17 protein-coding genes are annotated in these 14,366 nt (G+C 67.3%); 3 read left to right on the top strand and 14 right to left on the bottom strand.

Annotation, left to right across the window (positions count from 1 at the left end; translation table 11 throughout):
• Positions 1 to 11: 11 nt before the first annotated feature.
• From AC3WS4_RS23515 to AC3WS4_RS23450, 14 genes are all read right to left on the bottom strand, one after another.
• Positions 12 to 1,754, bottom strand: coding sequence for a relaxase/mobilization nuclease domain-containing protein (locus AC3WS4_RS23515; protein ID WP_492740703.1), 1,743 nt, complete (start codon positions 1,752 to 1,754; stop codon positions 12 to 14).
• 222 nt (positions 1,755 to 1,976) lie between these two features.
• Positions 1,977 to 2,705 (bottom strand): lytic transglycosylase domain-containing protein, encoded by a 729-nt coding sequence (locus AC3WS4_RS23510; protein ID WP_492740704.1) that lies wholly within the window; start codon positions 2,703 to 2,705, stop codon positions 1,977 to 1,979.
• Positions 2,706 to 2,708: 3 nt separating this feature from the next.
• Entirely contained in the window at positions 2,709 to 3,041 is a 333-nt protein-coding gene (locus tag AC3WS4_RS23505; protein WP_492740705.1) for a DUF736 domain-containing protein, read from the bottom strand.
• Positions 3,038 to 3,628 (bottom strand): S26 family signal peptidase, encoded by a 591-nt coding sequence (locus AC3WS4_RS23500; RefSeq protein ID WP_492740706.1) that lies wholly within the window; start codon positions 3,626 to 3,628, stop codon positions 3,038 to 3,040. The genes AC3WS4_RS23505 and AC3WS4_RS23500 overlap by 4 nt, the downstream gene beginning before the upstream one ends.
• Positions 3,625 to 4,131, bottom strand: a complete 507-nt coding sequence (locus AC3WS4_RS23495; protein WP_492743023.1) for a DUF2840 domain-containing protein — start codon at positions 4,129 to 4,131, stop codon at positions 3,625 to 3,627. Before AC3WS4_RS23495 ends, AC3WS4_RS23500 begins: the two co-directional genes overlap by 4 nt.
• 35 nt (positions 4,132 to 4,166) lie before the next feature.
• Positions 4,167 to 4,418: a helix-turn-helix transcriptional regulator gene (locus AC3WS4_RS23490; RefSeq protein ID WP_054727809.1), complete on the bottom strand. Its 252-nt coding sequence runs from the start codon at positions 4,416 to 4,418 to the stop codon at positions 4,167 to 4,169.
• 117 nt (positions 4,419 to 4,535) lie between these two features.
• Positions 4,536 to 5,081, bottom strand: coding sequence for a DNA -binding domain-containing protein (locus AC3WS4_RS23485; protein ID WP_492740708.1), 546 nt, complete (start codon positions 5,079 to 5,081; stop codon positions 4,536 to 4,538).
• A 25-nt stretch (positions 5,082 to 5,106) separates the two neighbouring features.
• Complete coding sequence (locus tag AC3WS4_RS23480; RefSeq protein ID WP_492740709.1) at positions 5,107 to 5,319, bottom strand: transcriptional regulator domain-containing protein; 213 nt, start codon at positions 5,317 to 5,319, stop codon at positions 5,107 to 5,109.
• Between the two features lie 183 nt (positions 5,320 to 5,502).
• Entirely contained in the window at positions 5,503 to 5,820 is a 318-nt protein-coding gene (locus AC3WS4_RS23475; RefSeq protein WP_439511628.1) for a DUF736 domain-containing protein, read from the bottom strand.
• A gap of 314 nt (positions 5,821 to 6,134) precedes the next feature.
• The gene (locus AC3WS4_RS23470) at positions 6,135 to 6,671 is read right to left on the bottom strand and encodes a hypothetical protein (protein WP_492743022.1); all 537 of its coding nucleotides are present in this window, start codon (positions 6,669 to 6,671) and stop codon (positions 6,135 to 6,137) included.
• Between the two features lie 24 nt (positions 6,672 to 6,695).
• On the bottom strand, positions 6,696 to 6,860 hold the full coding sequence (locus AC3WS4_RS23465) for a hypothetical protein (RefSeq protein ID WP_167346271.1): 165 nt from the start codon (positions 6,858 to 6,860) through the stop codon (positions 6,696 to 6,698).
• A 252-nt stretch (positions 6,861 to 7,112) separates the two neighbouring features.
• Complete coding sequence (locus tag AC3WS4_RS23460; RefSeq protein WP_137893785.1) at positions 7,113 to 7,532, bottom strand: type II toxin-antitoxin system VapC family toxin; 420 nt, start codon at positions 7,530 to 7,532, stop codon at positions 7,113 to 7,115.
• Positions 7,529 to 7,774 (bottom strand): FitA-like ribbon-helix-helix domain-containing protein, encoded by a 246-nt coding sequence (locus AC3WS4_RS23455; RefSeq protein ID WP_054727818.1) that lies wholly within the window; start codon positions 7,772 to 7,774, stop codon positions 7,529 to 7,531. The genes AC3WS4_RS23460 and AC3WS4_RS23455 overlap by 4 nt, the downstream gene beginning before the upstream one ends.
• A 100-nt stretch (positions 7,775 to 7,874) precedes the next feature.
• Positions 7,875 to 8,201 carry a DUF736 domain-containing protein gene (locus AC3WS4_RS23450; RefSeq protein ID WP_054727820.1) on the bottom strand — a complete coding sequence of 109 codons (327 nt, stop codon included), beginning with the start codon at positions 8,199 to 8,201 and terminating at the stop codon, positions 7,875 to 7,877.
• A 464-nt stretch (positions 8,202 to 8,665) separates the two neighbouring features.
• Between AC3WS4_RS23450 and AC3WS4_RS23445 the strand changes: the two genes are divergently transcribed.
• The 3 genes from AC3WS4_RS23445 to AC3WS4_RS23435 all read left to right on the top strand — a co-directional run bounded on the left by AC3WS4_RS23445 (position 8,666) and on the right by AC3WS4_RS23435 (position 14,280).
• Positions 8,666 to 9,397, top strand: a complete 732-nt coding sequence (locus tag AC3WS4_RS23445) for an ImuA family protein (RefSeq protein ID WP_054727824.1) — start codon at positions 8,666 to 8,668, stop codon at positions 9,395 to 9,397.
• Positions 9,318 to 10,865 (top strand): DUF6504 family protein, encoded by a 1,548-nt coding sequence (locus AC3WS4_RS23440; protein WP_492740711.1) that lies wholly within the window; start codon positions 9,318 to 9,320, stop codon positions 10,863 to 10,865. The genes AC3WS4_RS23445 and AC3WS4_RS23440 overlap by 80 nt, the downstream gene beginning before the upstream one ends.
• 94 nt (positions 10,866 to 10,959) lie before the next feature.
• Positions 10,960 to 14,280: an error-prone DNA polymerase gene (locus tag AC3WS4_RS23435; protein ID WP_137893787.1), complete on the top strand. Its 3,321-nt coding sequence runs from the start codon at positions 10,960 to 10,962 to the stop codon at positions 14,278 to 14,280.
• Positions 14,281 to 14,366: the final 86 nt, after the last annotated feature.

The following is a 14,366-nucleotide window of genomic DNA, read 5'->3' as shown; positions in this document are numbered from 1 at the left end:
CTCCTATCCGGTCAGATGCCGATCCCGCGGCCGCGGCCGAGCGACCAGTCGATGCCGCCGGTCGCTGTCGCGGTACCGCTGATATGCTTGCCGAGGTGCGGCTCGAGCGCGGGCCGCCAGGGCACGAGCTGGAAGCCGAGCCCGTCGTCGATCATCGCGAAGCGTCCCGAGGCGAGCTGCACGCGCTCGCGGTAGATGCCGCTCACATGCTCGCCCGGTGCCGATGGCCGATGCTCGAGGCCGGTCCGCGCCGCGATCGCGCCAACGGCCGCGTCCACCTCGCTGCGGCGGAGTGTCTCGATCCGCTCCCGGGATGACCGGCGCTCTATGCCGCGCGGCAACAATTCCTCGCGTTCGAGAAAGGCGGTGCGCGCTTTCATTGCATCCCGGACCTCGCGGCCGAACCCTTGCGAGCGCATCGACCGGTCGGGCGCGGCAAGCTGCCGATCGAGCCAGGTCGCGCCGCGCGCCTCCACCTGCTCGCCGAGCGGAAGGTCCGAGCGAACCGCGAGCGAGATGTGGCGGGCGCCGTCGCGGCCGTCCCAGTGCCTCAGCTCGACGATTGCGCCAGGCTTTGCGTCGCCAGTCCACTCGAGGTCTGGAAAGCGGATATGGTGGGTTCGGCCATCCACCCCGTCGACGATCGCATAGGCGGAGCCCGCGAGTTCGTCGTCGAGCCCGCGTGCGACGAGGCGGCCGATGACTGCCCCTTCGCCCTGTTCGCCGATTGCCAGGGCCGAAGGATCGAATGCGATCCCGCGCGCCGACATCTCGCGGTGCATGGTCTTGATGGTATCGCCGCGTTCCCCGATGGCGCGAAGCCGCTCCTCGGCCGCCGGATCGATGAGATATTGGGCGGGACCGATGCGCGAGGCGAGCCCCAGCGCTTCGAGCTTCGCGACGCGCCCCAACAGGTACTGGTTGGTTCCCGCCTCGCGCCCCGCGACCGGACGGAGGTCGACGATTTCATTCTCGCGCGATCGCCGCGCGAGTTCGGCGTCGAGGCTGGTCCAGCGCTCGGCCTCGACTTCGCGGTGCAGGGCCGCATCGACCTGAAGCTCGCTCCTGGGGCCAAGCTCCAAGGTCGCGATCTCCGACGCTCGGCCGCGCACACCCTCTGCCATATAGCCCCGGTCGATAACGAGATCGGTGCCATCGGGCGCGAGCCCGCGCACCAGGACATGGATGTGCGGATTGTCGGTATTCCAATGATCGACCGCGACCCAGTCGAGGCGCGTCTCGAGATCGATCTCGAGCTGGCGCATCAGGTCGCGCGTGTAGCTGCGCAGGTCTCCAAGCTCGGCCGCATCCTCGGGACTGACGATAAAGCGGAAGTGGTGACGATCGCCGCCGCAGCGCTCAGCGAAGGCTCCGCGATCGGCCTCATCGCCGGCGGCATCGAACATAGAGGCGTCGCGTCCGTCGCGGGTCACGCCGTCGCGTTCGAGATAGGCTATGTGACGTCCGAGCGGAGCGGCGCGAAACCCCGCCCCGCGATGCCGGACAATCCGCGCCATCACGGTGACACGGCGCATCGCCGCGCCGCGCCGGATGACCGCAAGCGCCCGGCGACCGCGCCCGTGGCGGCCGGTCCCGCCGCGCGCAGGCCCGGCGCGCCGGAGCCGCGTGGCGCCGGAACGCGCGGCCGCGCGCCGCACTTCCGCCGCGAGCCGCTTGCCGCGGGCAGCAGAACCCGCCCCCGCGTCTCTCCCCCGTCCCGGCCTGACCCGGAAATCATTGTCGTCACCGCTCATCGACTGCGTGCCAGACGGCAAGCCGTTGAAAGGAAGACATATCCCGGATCAAATATGGCGCGGCGGACGATGTGCCATACGCAAAAGCCGAGCTAAACCAACCACATACCGCCAGCGAGCTGGCCGGTCTTTTATCTTGCCATGCCCCCTTCTCCTCCCCGACGAGCCAAAACCCCCGAGCCAACAGGTCCCGGCAAGCCATCGAAGGCGAGGCGCGATGCGTCATTGGTCGCGGCCGGAAAGCGGAACGAAGAGCGCCGCAGGCGCGCGAGGTGATGCAGCTTCCGCTGCATTTGCGCTGCGCCCGGATTGCAGCGGAGGCGCACCGAGCAGCGCGGTCGCATCGTCGCCGGGGCGTTCGGTGAACAACGAAGCGTTGCGCCAGGACGGTGCCGTCGGTGTCGGCGCGGGGGCGAGCGAAGCGACGCCCGATGCGCCGATCGCCGGAGCAATCGCGGCAACATAAGCGATGGTCTCGGCGGGAAGTCGGCGCCGTCCCGCCGCATAGGCGTCGGCGCGGCCGGGACCGGCATTATAGGCGGCGAGCATGAGCGAGACGTCGCCATATCGGTCCCACATCATGCGCAGATAGGCTGCACCCGCACGGATATTCGCGCGCGTATCGAAGGGGTCCGGTCCCAGCCCATATCGCGCAGTCAGCATGGCCCAGGTCGCGGGCATGATCTGCATCAATCCCATCGCCCCCGCGTGCGACACGGCGCGCGATCGGCCGCGGCTTTCGACGTGCATGACGCGCCATATCCATGCCTCGGGAATGGCGAACCGCTGCGAAGCCTCGCTCACATGCGGTGCATAAGGATGAGCGGCAGGCGCGGCGGTAGCAGCATCGCGCGCTGCCGCCGGACCGGCAGGCAGCGCCGCGAGCGCCAGCAATGCGGCAGCGGCGATGCGCATGGCGCGGAAGCGCGCCGAGCGAGCCGAAGGCCGCATCACTCAGCCCTTCGCCTGGGGTGCCGGGCGCGACCACAGAAGATGATATTCATCCTCGTTTCGCGCCGAGCGAATGAGATTGGCGCGCAGCGGCGCGGGCAAGGCCGGGTCGTCGATCTGCAGCGCGATATAGGAACCGGCGCGCTCGCCGCTGCGGTCCCAGCCCGCTCCGATCTCGATTCCATCGTCGGCCTTGACGAGCAGCACCCGCCAACCGGGCGCGTTTTCCGCGTCGGACGGCGCAGCCGGAACGATCGCGATCATCGCGTCGAGCAGGAGGGTCCGGATCGATCCCGCATAGCCATCGCCTGCGGTCTGAAAGCTTCCGATCATCATGATGTCTGTTCCTCGTCCGGCAAGTTGGCGGAATGCCGCGCGCCGTTCCGGCGCCAGCGAAGCGGCGCGCCGGAGGCGTCGCGGGTGAGAATGGGATGCGCGGTGCCGATGACGGCGGATGCCGGGAGCGGCCCGAAATATCGGCCGTCGAGACTGTCGGGAGACAGGCCGAGGACGAACAGCTCGCCGCGCCCCAGCCGGCGGCAGCCGAGCCAGAGCGGTAGCGTTCGTCCCATGCGGTCGGCCGATCGCGCGCGCGCCGCCGGCGCGCCGTCGATCGTGACGAAGACGCCGCTGCGGCAGACGAGCGCGCCGTGCGTTGCGGCGACGCGCTTCAGAAGCGGCACACCGCGCGGCAGATAGCCGCGCGCTGAAAGCCAGGCGGAGAGCGGCGCGGGCGGCGCAATGGCGATAAGGTCGCCGCGCGCAGGCTGAGCGCCGACGTCGATGGCGTAGAGCCCGGCCGGCACACTTGCGCTCGCGTTCCATATGAGCCGCGGCTGCGGCTCGAGAATCGCGGCCACGCCGAACAGCCCGCAAAAGAACGCGCCGCAGGCCGCGGTCGTGCGGAGCCACCGCCGGTTCATGGCCGGGCTTCGCCGCGGCGCAGCCACGCGGCATGGCGTTCGGCCGAGTAGGAGCGGAACGGCAGCGCGGCGGCGAGCCGCTGCCCGATATGGCGCCAGTGATCGGGCGACACGTCGCACACATCGACGCCCGAGGCCTCGATCATGTCGATCTCGCGGCACACCGCGCGGATCAGTTCGGGGTCGGAAAGGCTGAGGAGAATTTCCCCTCCCGGTCGAACACCCGGATGGGTACCAAAGGGCGCACCGGGCGCGACTGACCTGATGATGGCAAGGCTCCAGAACACGTATCCGAGATCGTTCATGGTGCAGTCGATCAGCCCGAAGCTCGCCCCCGGTCGGAAAGATGCGATGCGCTTGTGCGGACCGCCGGACCGCTCGGCGGCAACCCGCCCGAAGCGGAGCTGCTGTTCGAGACGGCCCTCGATCCAGGTCAGCTCGACGTCGGTCAGGCCGCTTGCGGGCAACCGGAAGCCGACAGGCGGAGGGGCGGCCGCCGGCATGGGCGACGGCAAAGCCGAGGCCATTCGCGCGCGCATCAGCGGCGACCCGGGCGCAGCGGCGAGATATCGCCAACGCCGGGATCCGACGTCGATGTCTTGCGTCCGATCGCCGCCCAGGCGTCCAGGTCGGCGATTGCATAGACGACCCGGCCGCCCAGCTTGTGATAGCGCGGCCCGGTCCCGTAGCAGCGATGCTTCTCGAGCGTCGCCGCCGAGAGGCTCAAGTGGACGGCTGCTTCCGGTGTCCTCAGATAGCGGGCGACAACGGGCGTGGGACGATCGGACAATGGGGCCTCCTGCCAAGGACCGGAACCCGGATCAGGGTTCAGGAACGAGGAGGCGTTCTTGGAAAATCAAGCGGAGGATTCGGAACGGACAAAGCGAAGGGCGTCGGAATGTCCCGATCAGGCGGCGCCGAGCAACGCGTTGAATCCGCCGTCGCGCATGGCAACGGCGGCGCGCTGCCAGCGCGCGATGCGGCGACGTTCGCTCGATGCGTCCCATTCGGCGGCGGAATAGTCGCGCGCCTCGGCGAGCAGCAGCGCCGCTGCCATGTCGCGGGCCGATGCGCCCTCGGCTATGGCGTCGAGAAGGCGAAGCCATTGGACGAGGCGCCAGTGCTCGGTCGCGCCCGGGACGCTGTCCGGCGCGGGACGAGCGCCACCGGTATCGAGGAGTTCACGGTGCAGCGCCATGATCAGCGAGGCACGGAGGCCGGCCTGCCCATCAGCGGGCGTGAGGTACGCCAGCCGTTCGTTCGCGCAGCAGTGCCGGATCAGCAGACGATAGTGCCGACCCCCGGCGAGAAGGACGACATGCCAGTCGCGGTACGAAATCAACTCGGCGGCAATCTCGGGTCCGTCGACAATCTCGGCGAGGCGCAGCGCGGCAAAGCCCTTGGGCGCCGGCCGTGCGATCGTGACGAAGGCGCAGGCCTGCGGCCGCCACAAGGCGGGTGCGGCCGCAGCCGGAAGATCAGGATCGAAGGCGAAAGACCAACCCCCAGCGGCTGGCGAGCCGCCGAAAGAGCCGCGCGCGGTCGGCGCCCGGCGCCGCCGCCGCGGCGGCGGCATAGCCGCCGCGATAGGCGGGGCTTCGCCGCAGGAATTCCTGCGCGAAATCCGCGCGATCATATCGCTCGAATATTTTCGGAAAATATGGCGACTGCCATCCGACTGCCTGATCCATTCGCACCTCCGACCCGTTTGAGGAGAATAAATCGCCGCTTTCGGCCGGTTTTGGCTCGCCAATGGCGGCGTGGTTACCGGCGCATACATCATGGGCTTAGCGCAAAAATATCCGAGCTACCCACGCTAAAGCCCTCAATCTGGATGTAACATCGCCCGGCCGAGACCGGGCGATGGTGCGGCATTAATTGTCACCGCGGCGGGACTGACGGCTCCAGACCAGGTCATATTCGCCCTCTTCGCCAGCGAAGAGCTGCGCGAAGATCGGGGCGATGAAGCTCGGGTCGTCGAGCTTGACCGAAAGATAGGGACGCTTGTCCTGGCTCGTCTTCGACCAGGCTGCGCCGACCTCGGCGTCGCCGACGAACACGCGGTGGCTCGGGGCGTTGCCGCTGTGGTTCCGCTCGGGGGTGATGCGGACCGATCTGGCCTGCACCGAAAGCGTGACGATCTCGCCCTGATATTCACCCGAGACGAGTTTGAAGCTGCCGATCTTGCTCATGACGATGTCCTTTGCTGCATGTCGGGCCGCACCAGCGCGGCCTCGATGCGCTTCGACCGCCGGCAAGGGAGCGCGCCGCAGCCGCCAGGCCCGAAGCGAAGCGGAGGACGGCGGGCAAAGAGTTTCTTGGCTCGCGAGGAACGGCGGAACGCCGGGGGAAGAAAGTCGCAGGCCCGCCGTTGCGGCCAGCGATCCAGCGTCAGCAGCTTGCCGGCAGATGGCGCAGATCGGAGGCCGGGCTGGTGCGGGATACTGCGAGGCTTCGACGCGAATTCGGTAGTTGAGCGGAACCGGTTTGATTCAAGGGATCAGGCTCAAGCTCTGCCGATCGCTCCGCCGCGCGTGCGATGCCTCTCGGCTGTCCCGAGCCCCCGCCAGGCTGCAACGGCCGCCGCGAGAGCGCCTGCAATTCCGAGCGCCTCAAGCGTATATCCTCCGCCGATCGCGAGCCCGGCCAGCCCCTTCGCGGCCTGATAACCGGCAAAGCCGGCGGGACCGGCAAATACTGCCGCGACGATCGCGCGATAGAAGGGCGGCAGGACAGCGCAAAGTGCGCGTCCGGCAACGAGGATGAGAACTCCGACCAGCAATCCTGCCGCGATCGATGCCGGATAGCCGAAGTCGCGGCCGATGAGGTAAATCGAAATGCCGATGCCGGCGTAAAGCGGAAGCGCCACCGCAGCCAGGCGAAACATCAGCATGGCGATATAGATGGCGGCCGCGCCGCCGAGGAGGAGAATGAAGGTCACGGGCGCCCTCCTGTCGGACGCGCTCTCCACCACCACCACAGCGCAATCTGCCTCGCGGGCATAGCGAAATCGCCCCGAAGGTGAAACCGGAACCGGGTCCACCCTGGAGCGAAATCCCGCGCGATATCAGCGGTTGAACGGGTCATATTCGCAGACGATGCAAGCGGGATCGCCGTCGAACTCGTCGAGCGGCATGACCGAATATCCAGCCGATGTTTCAACGAGGACGATGATCGTCATCATCGTGCGGGCGAGATTCCAGCCAAGCGATTGGGCGGTTGAAAGCGGCATATCGAGGCTCCTGTCGGGGAGCGGGACCATCCCGCTCGACAGTCGCCCCGCCGGACGGGGACAGGCCGCAATCACCGCAGCGAAGCGAAGGCCCAAGCGCAGCGCCGGGACCCCTTGCGGGTTGATTGAAGGAGGCCGGTCCTCGGCCCAGGGATCAGCGGCTATTCGAGAGCGGGTGGGGCCGCTTCCGGGCCGGAGACATGGCGCTGATCGAGCGTCGGTTTGCAGGATTACGCGTCGATGACGGAAATCTCATCTGCTCCAGGGATCGACGATCTCGATACCGCAATGTTCGAAATCCCGGCTGTTTCGCGTCGCCAGAATAGCTCCCCGCGAACGGGCGATCGCGGCGATCTGGGCGTCAAACTGGCTTATCGGGCGCCCCATGCCACGGCGTGCCGCTGCGATTTCGGCAAATGCCGTCGCTGCGTCGCCGTCGAATGCCAGGAGGCGACCGGAAAAATCCTCGGAGAACATCAAGAGTGCGGCGGCTGCCAGTTCGTCGCGCCGCCGACCTTTGTCAAGAATTGCGATACCGTAGAGAATTTCCGCCTGGGTGACCGTCGTCACGAAGAGCGACGAAGCAGCTTGCCGCCCGATCCAGTCGAGAACCCGCGGCTCAGGCGCGGCCCGCAAGACTTCGGATAATATATTGGTGTCGAGGAGGATCATGAGAGATCGATGGGCTCGCGCGTGTCCTCGCGTGGCGCAATGTCGAGTTCGATGCCGCCGAGCGGCGCGAAGCGCGCGCGAATGGCCGCCGCGAGATTGCCCATCGGCGCATCGTCGGTAGAAAGCGCCGAGCGGAGGATGTCGCGCACCTCTTCTTCCATCGAACGGCCATGCGCTGCCGCCTGCAGCCGCAGCCGGCGCTTCAGCGCGTCGTCGATGCCCCTGATCGTCATGCTGCCCATGTCGCGTCTCCTTGAGCGTAGATATTAGTCATTGACTGCAAAACAATCAATGACTGCAAAGGAAAGTGCGGCCCCGCTCGAAGGCGGAGCCGCAATGCTGTCAGTTGCCGGGGGCGTTCCAGATCAGCACCTTCTTCGAGGGATCGTCGCCCGGCGCGTTCGCGACATTGCAGAAGATCTCGCCGAGTTCGGGGGCCGACAGCGACACCGAGATATATTCGGCGCCGGTCGAGCGCGCGGTTTTCGTCCAGCCGCCGCCGAGTTCGAAGCCGTTCCGGCGGCTGACCACGCGGAAGTCGGGCTCGCTTTCCTTCATCTTGCGGCCGTTCGGAACGATCGCGATCGGCACGGTGACCATCAAGGTCGCGAGCGTGCCCTCGTAGCTTCCGTCGTCCTTGAGGGTCAGATTTCCAATGGTGGTACCCATGTTCAGTCTCCTTTGATGCTCGGGGACCATCCCCGATGGCGCCAGAAGGAGGGGCCGTGAGCCGCCGTCACCGAGCGCATGCGAGGGCGAACCCCCGCAGGGGGTTGACGGCATTAGGCGAGCCGAGCCCCGCAATCAGGCAGCCAATGCGGGAAAGGTCCCATGCAACGGGAGACAATGGGCCTCAGCGGAATCATGACTCCGGACGCGAAAGCCAGGCTCGCGGCCGTCGCGATTGCCCCGCTCCGCGCTCCGTTGCCGCATCCCGGCGCAAGGGCCCGAACCTTCAGTATGCCCCGCCGCCGGCTCGTACCTCCCTCCGGCCGGCGGCGCCCCCGGCACCCTCGCTTTCCGGTCTTTCATCCACAGCGATGACACCGCTTCGCCGCAGCGCGCCTTGACGAACAGCGGGCAATGAGAACAAAGAAGGAACATAAGACCAGCTTACCGAGTTATCCGCACCTATGCGCCAGTCCGTCGTTCTTGAAGATATTCGCGCCAAAATTGCGCAAATCGAAGGCGTTGGCGCGCGTCATGACGTCATTCCGTTCGGGATCGATGATCTCGACTCGCGAATCCCGGCGCGCGGAATCGCGACGGGCGCGCTCCACGAGCTCGCCGGCAGCCCCGAACTGGCCGACGATGCGAGCGCCACGATCTTCCTCGCCGGCATCCTCGCGCGGAGCGACGGCCCGGTTTTCTGGTGCCTGCGCTGGCGCGATCTCTTCGCCCCCGCGCTTCATCTAGCCGGACTGCATCCCGACCGGCTCATTCATGTCGAAGCGGGCAGCGACACCAACGTCCTCCTCGCGATGGAGGAGTGCCTCCGCCATCCGGGGCTCGCCGGGGTCGTCGGCGAGGTCAAGAAGTACAGCACCACCGCGTCGAAGCGGCTGCAGCTCGCCGCCGAAGCCTCGGGCGTCCCCGCCTTCATCTTCCGCCGGGCCTGCAAGGCCGGCGAGCCTGCCGAAGGCAGCGCCGCTTTGACCCGCTGGCGCATCACCGCGAGTCCGACCGAGGATCTCGGCATCCCCGCGATCGGACGCGCGCGCTGGCGCGTCGCGCTCGAGCGCGCGCGCGGGGGCAATCCCTACAACTGGATCGTGGAGGGCTGCGATGCGACGGGTCGTATCGCTCTTCCTGCCGCACTGGTCGACCGACCGGCTGCGCAGGAAGATGCGCAAGCCGCAGCCTGACGGCAGCGCCCCGCCCCGCCCGCTCGTTACCGCGATTCCCGACCATGGCCGGCGTATCGTCGCGGCGACGTGCCGCGAGGCGCAAATGCTTGGCATCCAGACAGGCATGACGATCACGAAAGCGCGGGCTTTCGCGCCCGAGCTGGATGTCGTCGACGCCGAGCCCGAGGCTGATCTCGACGGGTTGCGTCGCCTCGCCCTCTGGGCAGGTGCACGCTATTCGCCGGTTGTCGCGCCTGATCCGCCCGACGGGCTCTGGCTCGACATCACGGGCTGCGCGGCCATCTTCAGCAGCGAGCGAGCCTTGCTCAAGGATCTTCACCGCCGCGTCGCGGCCTTCGGTCTCAGCCTGCAAATTGCGGTCGCGGACACGGCCGGCTGCGCGCATGCGGCCGCCCGCCATGTCCCCGCCGGGCGGCCTGTCACGGTTGAACCCGGAGCGCACCGTAAGGCGATCGCGCTCCTACCCGTCTCAGCGCTCCGCCTGCCGTCCGCCGATGTCGAAGGCCTTCGCAAATTGGGCTTCGAGCGGATCGAGCAGCTGATCGGGAGCCCACGCGGTCCGCTCGCGAAACGGTTCGGGCGCGAACTGCATCGCCGGCTCGACCAGGCACTCGGCACGCTGCCGGAGCCGATCGAACCGCTCTTCCCCGAAGAGCTGCCGCGGGCGAGGCGCGGCTTCATGGAGCCGCTCGCGACGGCGGACGCCTTGGCGCAGGTGATCGGCGACCTTGCGCACGATATCGCGGGCCAGCTCAACCGCGCGGGAACGGGCGCGCGGCGCCTCGACTGCTATTTCCACCGCGTCGACGGGCAGACGCAGGCCATGCGTGTCGGAACCGCCTCGCCCTCGCGCGATCCCCGGCATCTTGCGAAGCTGCTCGCCGCGCGGATCGAGAGCATCGATCCCGGTCTCGGGATCGAGGCGATGACCCTCGTCGCCGCGCTCGCCGAGCGGCAGCCAGGGAGCCAGGCCGACGCGCTCGAAAATATCGGACGGCGCGGACCCGATCTTCCCGCGCTGGTCGACACGCTCGCCAATCGCTTCGGGCAGCGCGCGCTCCAGCGCGCGGCGCCGCGACCGAGCGCGATGCCCGAGCGCTCGGTTGCTGCCCTCCCCGCGCTCGCGCCCGAGACAGGCGAGAGCTGGAGCGACTGGCCGCGGCCGTCGCGCATGCTAGCGCGGCCCGAACCAGTCGATGTCGTCGCCTTGCTCCCCGACGATGCGCCGCGCCTCTTCATCTGGCGCCGTAAACGCTACCGGGTCACCCAAGGCGATGGACCCGAGCGGCTCCAAGGCGAATGGTGGCGCGAGGGCGGGATCGAAGGCGAAACCCACCTCACCGTCCGCGACTATTATCAGGTCGAGACCGAGACGGGCGGCCGTTACTGGCTCTTCCGCCTCGGCGACGGGGTCAATCCCGCAACCGGTTCGATGCGCTGGTTTATTCACGGAGCATTCGCTTGAGAATGCGACCGGTAGCGAACCGCATTCGCTTGAGACTGCCACCGGTGTTTAACTGCATTTGCGTGATGCGGCCATCAAGCAGCGTTGCTTTCGCATGACCGATGACGGGGCGGCCTATATCGAGCTGCAGGTCACGACGCATTTCAGCTTCCTGCGCGGGGCCTCGTCGCCCGAGGAGCTCTTCACCGCCGCTGCCATGCTCGGACTGCCCGCGCTCGGCGTCGCCGACCGGCACAGCGTCGCCGGGATCGTGCGCGCGTGGGACGCCGAGAAGGTTACCGGCGTTCGCGCGTTGACCGGCACGCGCCTCAATCTTGCCGATGGCACGGCACTTCTCGTCTATCCAACCGACAAGATGGCCTATGGGCGGATGTGCCGGCTGCTCAGCGTCGGAAAGACGCGCGCCGGCAAGGGCGCCTGCCATCTCGACTGGCCCGATCTCGAGGACTGGAACGAGGGTCTGCTTGCGATCCTGCTTCCCGACCGCGCCGATGGCGCAGCCGAGGCGGCGATCGCCCGCGCCAGTCGCATCTTCGGCGATCGCCTCTATCTCGCACTCACGATCCGGCGCCGCCCCGGCGACGCGATCAGGCTGCGCGATCTCGCAGCCTTGGCCGCCAAAGCGAAAGTGCCGACGCTCGCAACGGGCGACGTCCTCTATCACATGCCCGACCGGCGCCTGCTGCAGGATGTCGTCACCTGCATCCGGGAGAAATGCACGATCGACGAGCTTGGTGATCGCCGCGAGCGCTTCGCCGACCGCCACATCAAGACGGCGGCCGAGATGGAGCGCCTGTTCCGCCGCTACCTCAAGGACAGCTCGCCGGTCGCCCGCACGGTCGATTTCGCGGCGCGCTGCACCTTCAGTCTCGAAGAACTGCGTTACCAATATCCCGACGAGATCCAGGTTCCTGGACGCACCCCGCAGGAGGAGCTTGAGCGGCTGACATGGGAGAAGGCTCCCGTCCGCTACCCCGAAGGCGTCAGCACCGAGGTCCGCACTCAGCTCGAGCATGAGCTGCGATTGATCGGAGAACTCGATTACGCCCCCTATTTCCTGACGGTTCACTCGATCGTCGCCGAAGCCCGCCGCCGCGAGATCCTCTGCCAAGGCCGCGGCAGCGCGGCGAACAGCGCGGTCTGTTACGTCCTTGGTATCACTTCGATCGATCCGGTGCGGTCCGAACTCCTGTTCGAACGCTTCGTCAGCGCCGAGCGCCGGGAGCCGCCCGATATCGATGTCGACTTCGAGCATGAGCGGCGCGAGGAAATCATCCAGTGGATCTACGAGACCTATGGCCGGACCCGCAGCGCGCTGACCGCAGTCGTCACGCGTTATCGTTCGCGCGGCGCCGTCCGCGAAGTCGGCAAGGCGCTCGGGCTTAGCGAAGACATCACCGCGGGGCTCGCCGGCGCGGTCTGGGGTTACAGCCGCGAGGGCGTCGAGGAAAAGCATGCCGAAGCGCTGAACCTCGACCTCGGGGACAAGCGCCTCGCGCTGACGCTCGAGCTCGCGCGCACGCTCATCAACACGCCCCGCCACCTTTCGCAGCACCCCGGCGGCTTCGTGCTGACGCGCGACCGGCTAGACGAACTCGTGCCAATCGAGCCCGCCGCGATGGAAGACCGGCAGGTCATCGAATGGGACAAGGACGACATCGACGCCCTCGGTTTCATGAAGGTCGACATCCTTGCTTTGGGGATGCTGAGCTGCATGCGCCGTGCCTTCGAATTCCTGCACGATCACAAGGGACTGAAGCACGATCTTTCCACCATTCCCGCGGAAGATCCCGCGACCTATGCGATGATCCGCAAAGCCGACACGCTGGGCGTTTTCCAGATCGAGAGCCGCGCCCAGATGGCGTCGATCCCGCTCATGGCGCCGCGCACCTTCTACGATCTCGTCATTCAGGTCGCGATCGTCCGGCCGGGCCCGATCCAGGGCGACATGGTCCATCCCTATCGCCGCCGCCGAAACGGACAGGAGGAGGTGACTTACCCGACCCCCGAACTCAGGCGCGTGCTTGAGAAGACGCTGGGGGTCCCGCTCTTCCAGGAGCAGGCGATGCGCGTCGCGATCGAATGCGCCGGCTTCACCCCGAGCGAGGCCGATCTCCTCCGCCGCGCGATGGCGACCTTCAAACTCACCGGCGGGGTCAGCCATTTCCGCGACAAGCTGATCGATGGCATGGTCGGCCGCGGCTACGACCGCGAGTTTGCCGAAAAGACCTTCAAGCAGATCGAGGGTTTCGGCTCCTACGGCTTTCCCGAGAGCCACGCCGCGAGCTTCGCGCTCATCGCCTATGCCTCGTCGTGGATGAAATGCCATCATCCCGACGCATTCTGCGCCGCGCTGCTCAACGCCCAGCCGATGGGTTTTTACGCGCCCGCGCAGATCGTCCGCGATGCCCGCAATCATGGCGTCGAGATCAGGCCCATCGATGTCAATCACAGCCGCTGGGACTGCACACTCGAAGAAGCGGCCAACGGCAAATATCATGCGGTGCGCCTGGGTCTGCGCATGGTCCGCGGTCTCGCCAATGAGGATGGCGCCGCGGTCGCCACGGCCCGTGCCGGCGAGCCCTATAGCAGCGCCGAGGAAATCCAGCGCCGCGCCGGGGTCGGGCGCGGCGCGCTCGACCGGATCGGCGACGCGGACGGCTTCGCCTCGCTCGGAAGCTCGCGCCGGGAAGGGCTATGGGAAGTGAAGGGCCTCGGACCTGCCGCCCTTCCCCTCTTTCAGGCTGCCGACGAACGCGCCGGACGTCTCCAGCGCGAAGCGCTGGAACCCGAAACGCTGCTCGCGCCGATGGGCGAAGGCGCCGAGGTCGTCGAGGACTATAGAGCGTCCGGTCTGTCACTCAGGGCCCATCCCCTCGCCTTCCTGCGCGACGAGCTTCGCTCGCGAAAGATCATCACGTGCCGGGAGCTTCACGGCATCAAGGACGGCCGCTGGGTCAACCTCGCCGGGGTCGTTCTCGTCCGCCAGAAGCCGGGCTCGGCAAAGGGCGTCATGTTCATCACCCTCGAAGACGAGACCGAGGTCGCGAACCTCGTCGTGTGGACCAATGTCTTCGAGAAATATCGCCCCGTGGTCCTCGGCGCCGCGATGATGGGTGTGCGCGGTCAGGTTCAGCGCGAGGGCGAGGTCATCCATATCGTCGCGCAAAGGCTCGACGACCTCTCCCCGCTGCTCGCGAGCGTCGGGCAGCGCAAGGACATCGCCGATATCTACAAGGTAGGCCGCGCCGACGTCGTCAAGAGCCCCGTGGGTCCCGACCCGCGCGATCCGGAGACGAAGCCGCTCGGCCGCAATCCGCGCGACATCTATATTCCCGACCTCCGCCTCGGGTCCGGTATCATTCCCGGCCAACCCACCGAGGGCATCAAGATCAAGCCACGGGATTTCCGTTAGCTTTCAAATGGCAGGCGGCGGAACTCGACATGGTTTCAGGGGTCTAGATCATGAGGGGCCAGCGCATGCCCCGCCAAGGTCGGCCA

The sequence above is a fragment of the Sphingopyxis sp. EU05-FHT14B03 genome, assembly GCF_058790875.1.
The sequence above is the reverse complement of the archived record's forward strand: the minus strand, read 5'-3'. Positions and strand labels throughout refer to the sequence as shown.

Coding starts and splice junctions, on each gene's coding strand:
- AC3WS4_RS23515 (WP_492740703.1), bottom strand. CDS start 1,754: ATGAGCGGTGACGACAATGATTTCCGGGTCAGGCCGGGACGGGGGAGA.
- AC3WS4_RS23510 (WP_492740704.1), bottom strand. CDS start 2,705: ATGCGGCCTTCGGCTCGCTCGGCGCGCTTCCGCGCCATGCGCATCGCC.
- AC3WS4_RS23505 (WP_492740705.1), bottom strand. CDS start 3,041: ATGATGATCGGAAGCTTTCAGACCGCAGGCGATGGCTATGCGGGATCG.
- AC3WS4_RS23500 (WP_492740706.1), bottom strand. CDS start 3,628: ATGAACCGGCGGTGGCTCCGCACGACCGCGGCCTGCGGCGCGTTCTTT.
- AC3WS4_RS23495 (WP_492743023.1), bottom strand. CDS start 4,131: ATGCCGGCGGCCGCCCCTCCGCCTGTCGGCTTCCGGTTGCCCGCAAGC.
- AC3WS4_RS23480 (WP_492740709.1), bottom strand. CDS start 5,319: ATGGATCAGGCAGTCGGATGGCAGTCGCCATATTTTCCGAAAATATTC.
- AC3WS4_RS23475 (WP_439511628.1), bottom strand. CDS start 5,820: ATGAGCAAGATCGGCAGCTTCAAACTCGTCTCGGGTGAATATCAGGGC.
- AC3WS4_RS23465 (WP_167346271.1), bottom strand. CDS start 6,860: ATGCCGCTTTCAACCGCCCAATCGCTTGGCTGGAATCTCGCCCGCACG.
- AC3WS4_RS23460 (WP_137893785.1), bottom strand. CDS start 7,532: ATGATCCTCCTCGACACCAATATATTATCCGAAGTCTTGCGGGCCGCG.
- AC3WS4_RS23455 (WP_054727818.1), bottom strand. CDS start 7,774: ATGGGCAGCATGACGATCAGGGGCATCGACGACGCGCTGAAGCGCCGG.
- AC3WS4_RS23450 (WP_054727820.1), bottom strand. CDS start 8,201: ATGGGTACCACCATTGGAAATCTGACCCTCAAGGACGACGGAAGCTAC.
- AC3WS4_RS23445 (WP_054727824.1), top strand. CDS start 8,666: ATGCGCCAGTCCGTCGTTCTTGAAGATATTCGCGCCAAAATTGCGCAA.
- AC3WS4_RS23440 (WP_492740711.1), top strand. CDS start 9,318: ATGCGACGGGTCGTATCGCTCTTCCTGCCGCACTGGTCGACCGACCGG.
- AC3WS4_RS23435 (WP_137893787.1), top strand. CDS start 10,960: ATGACCGATGACGGGGCGGCCTATATCGAGCTGCAGGTCACGACGCAT.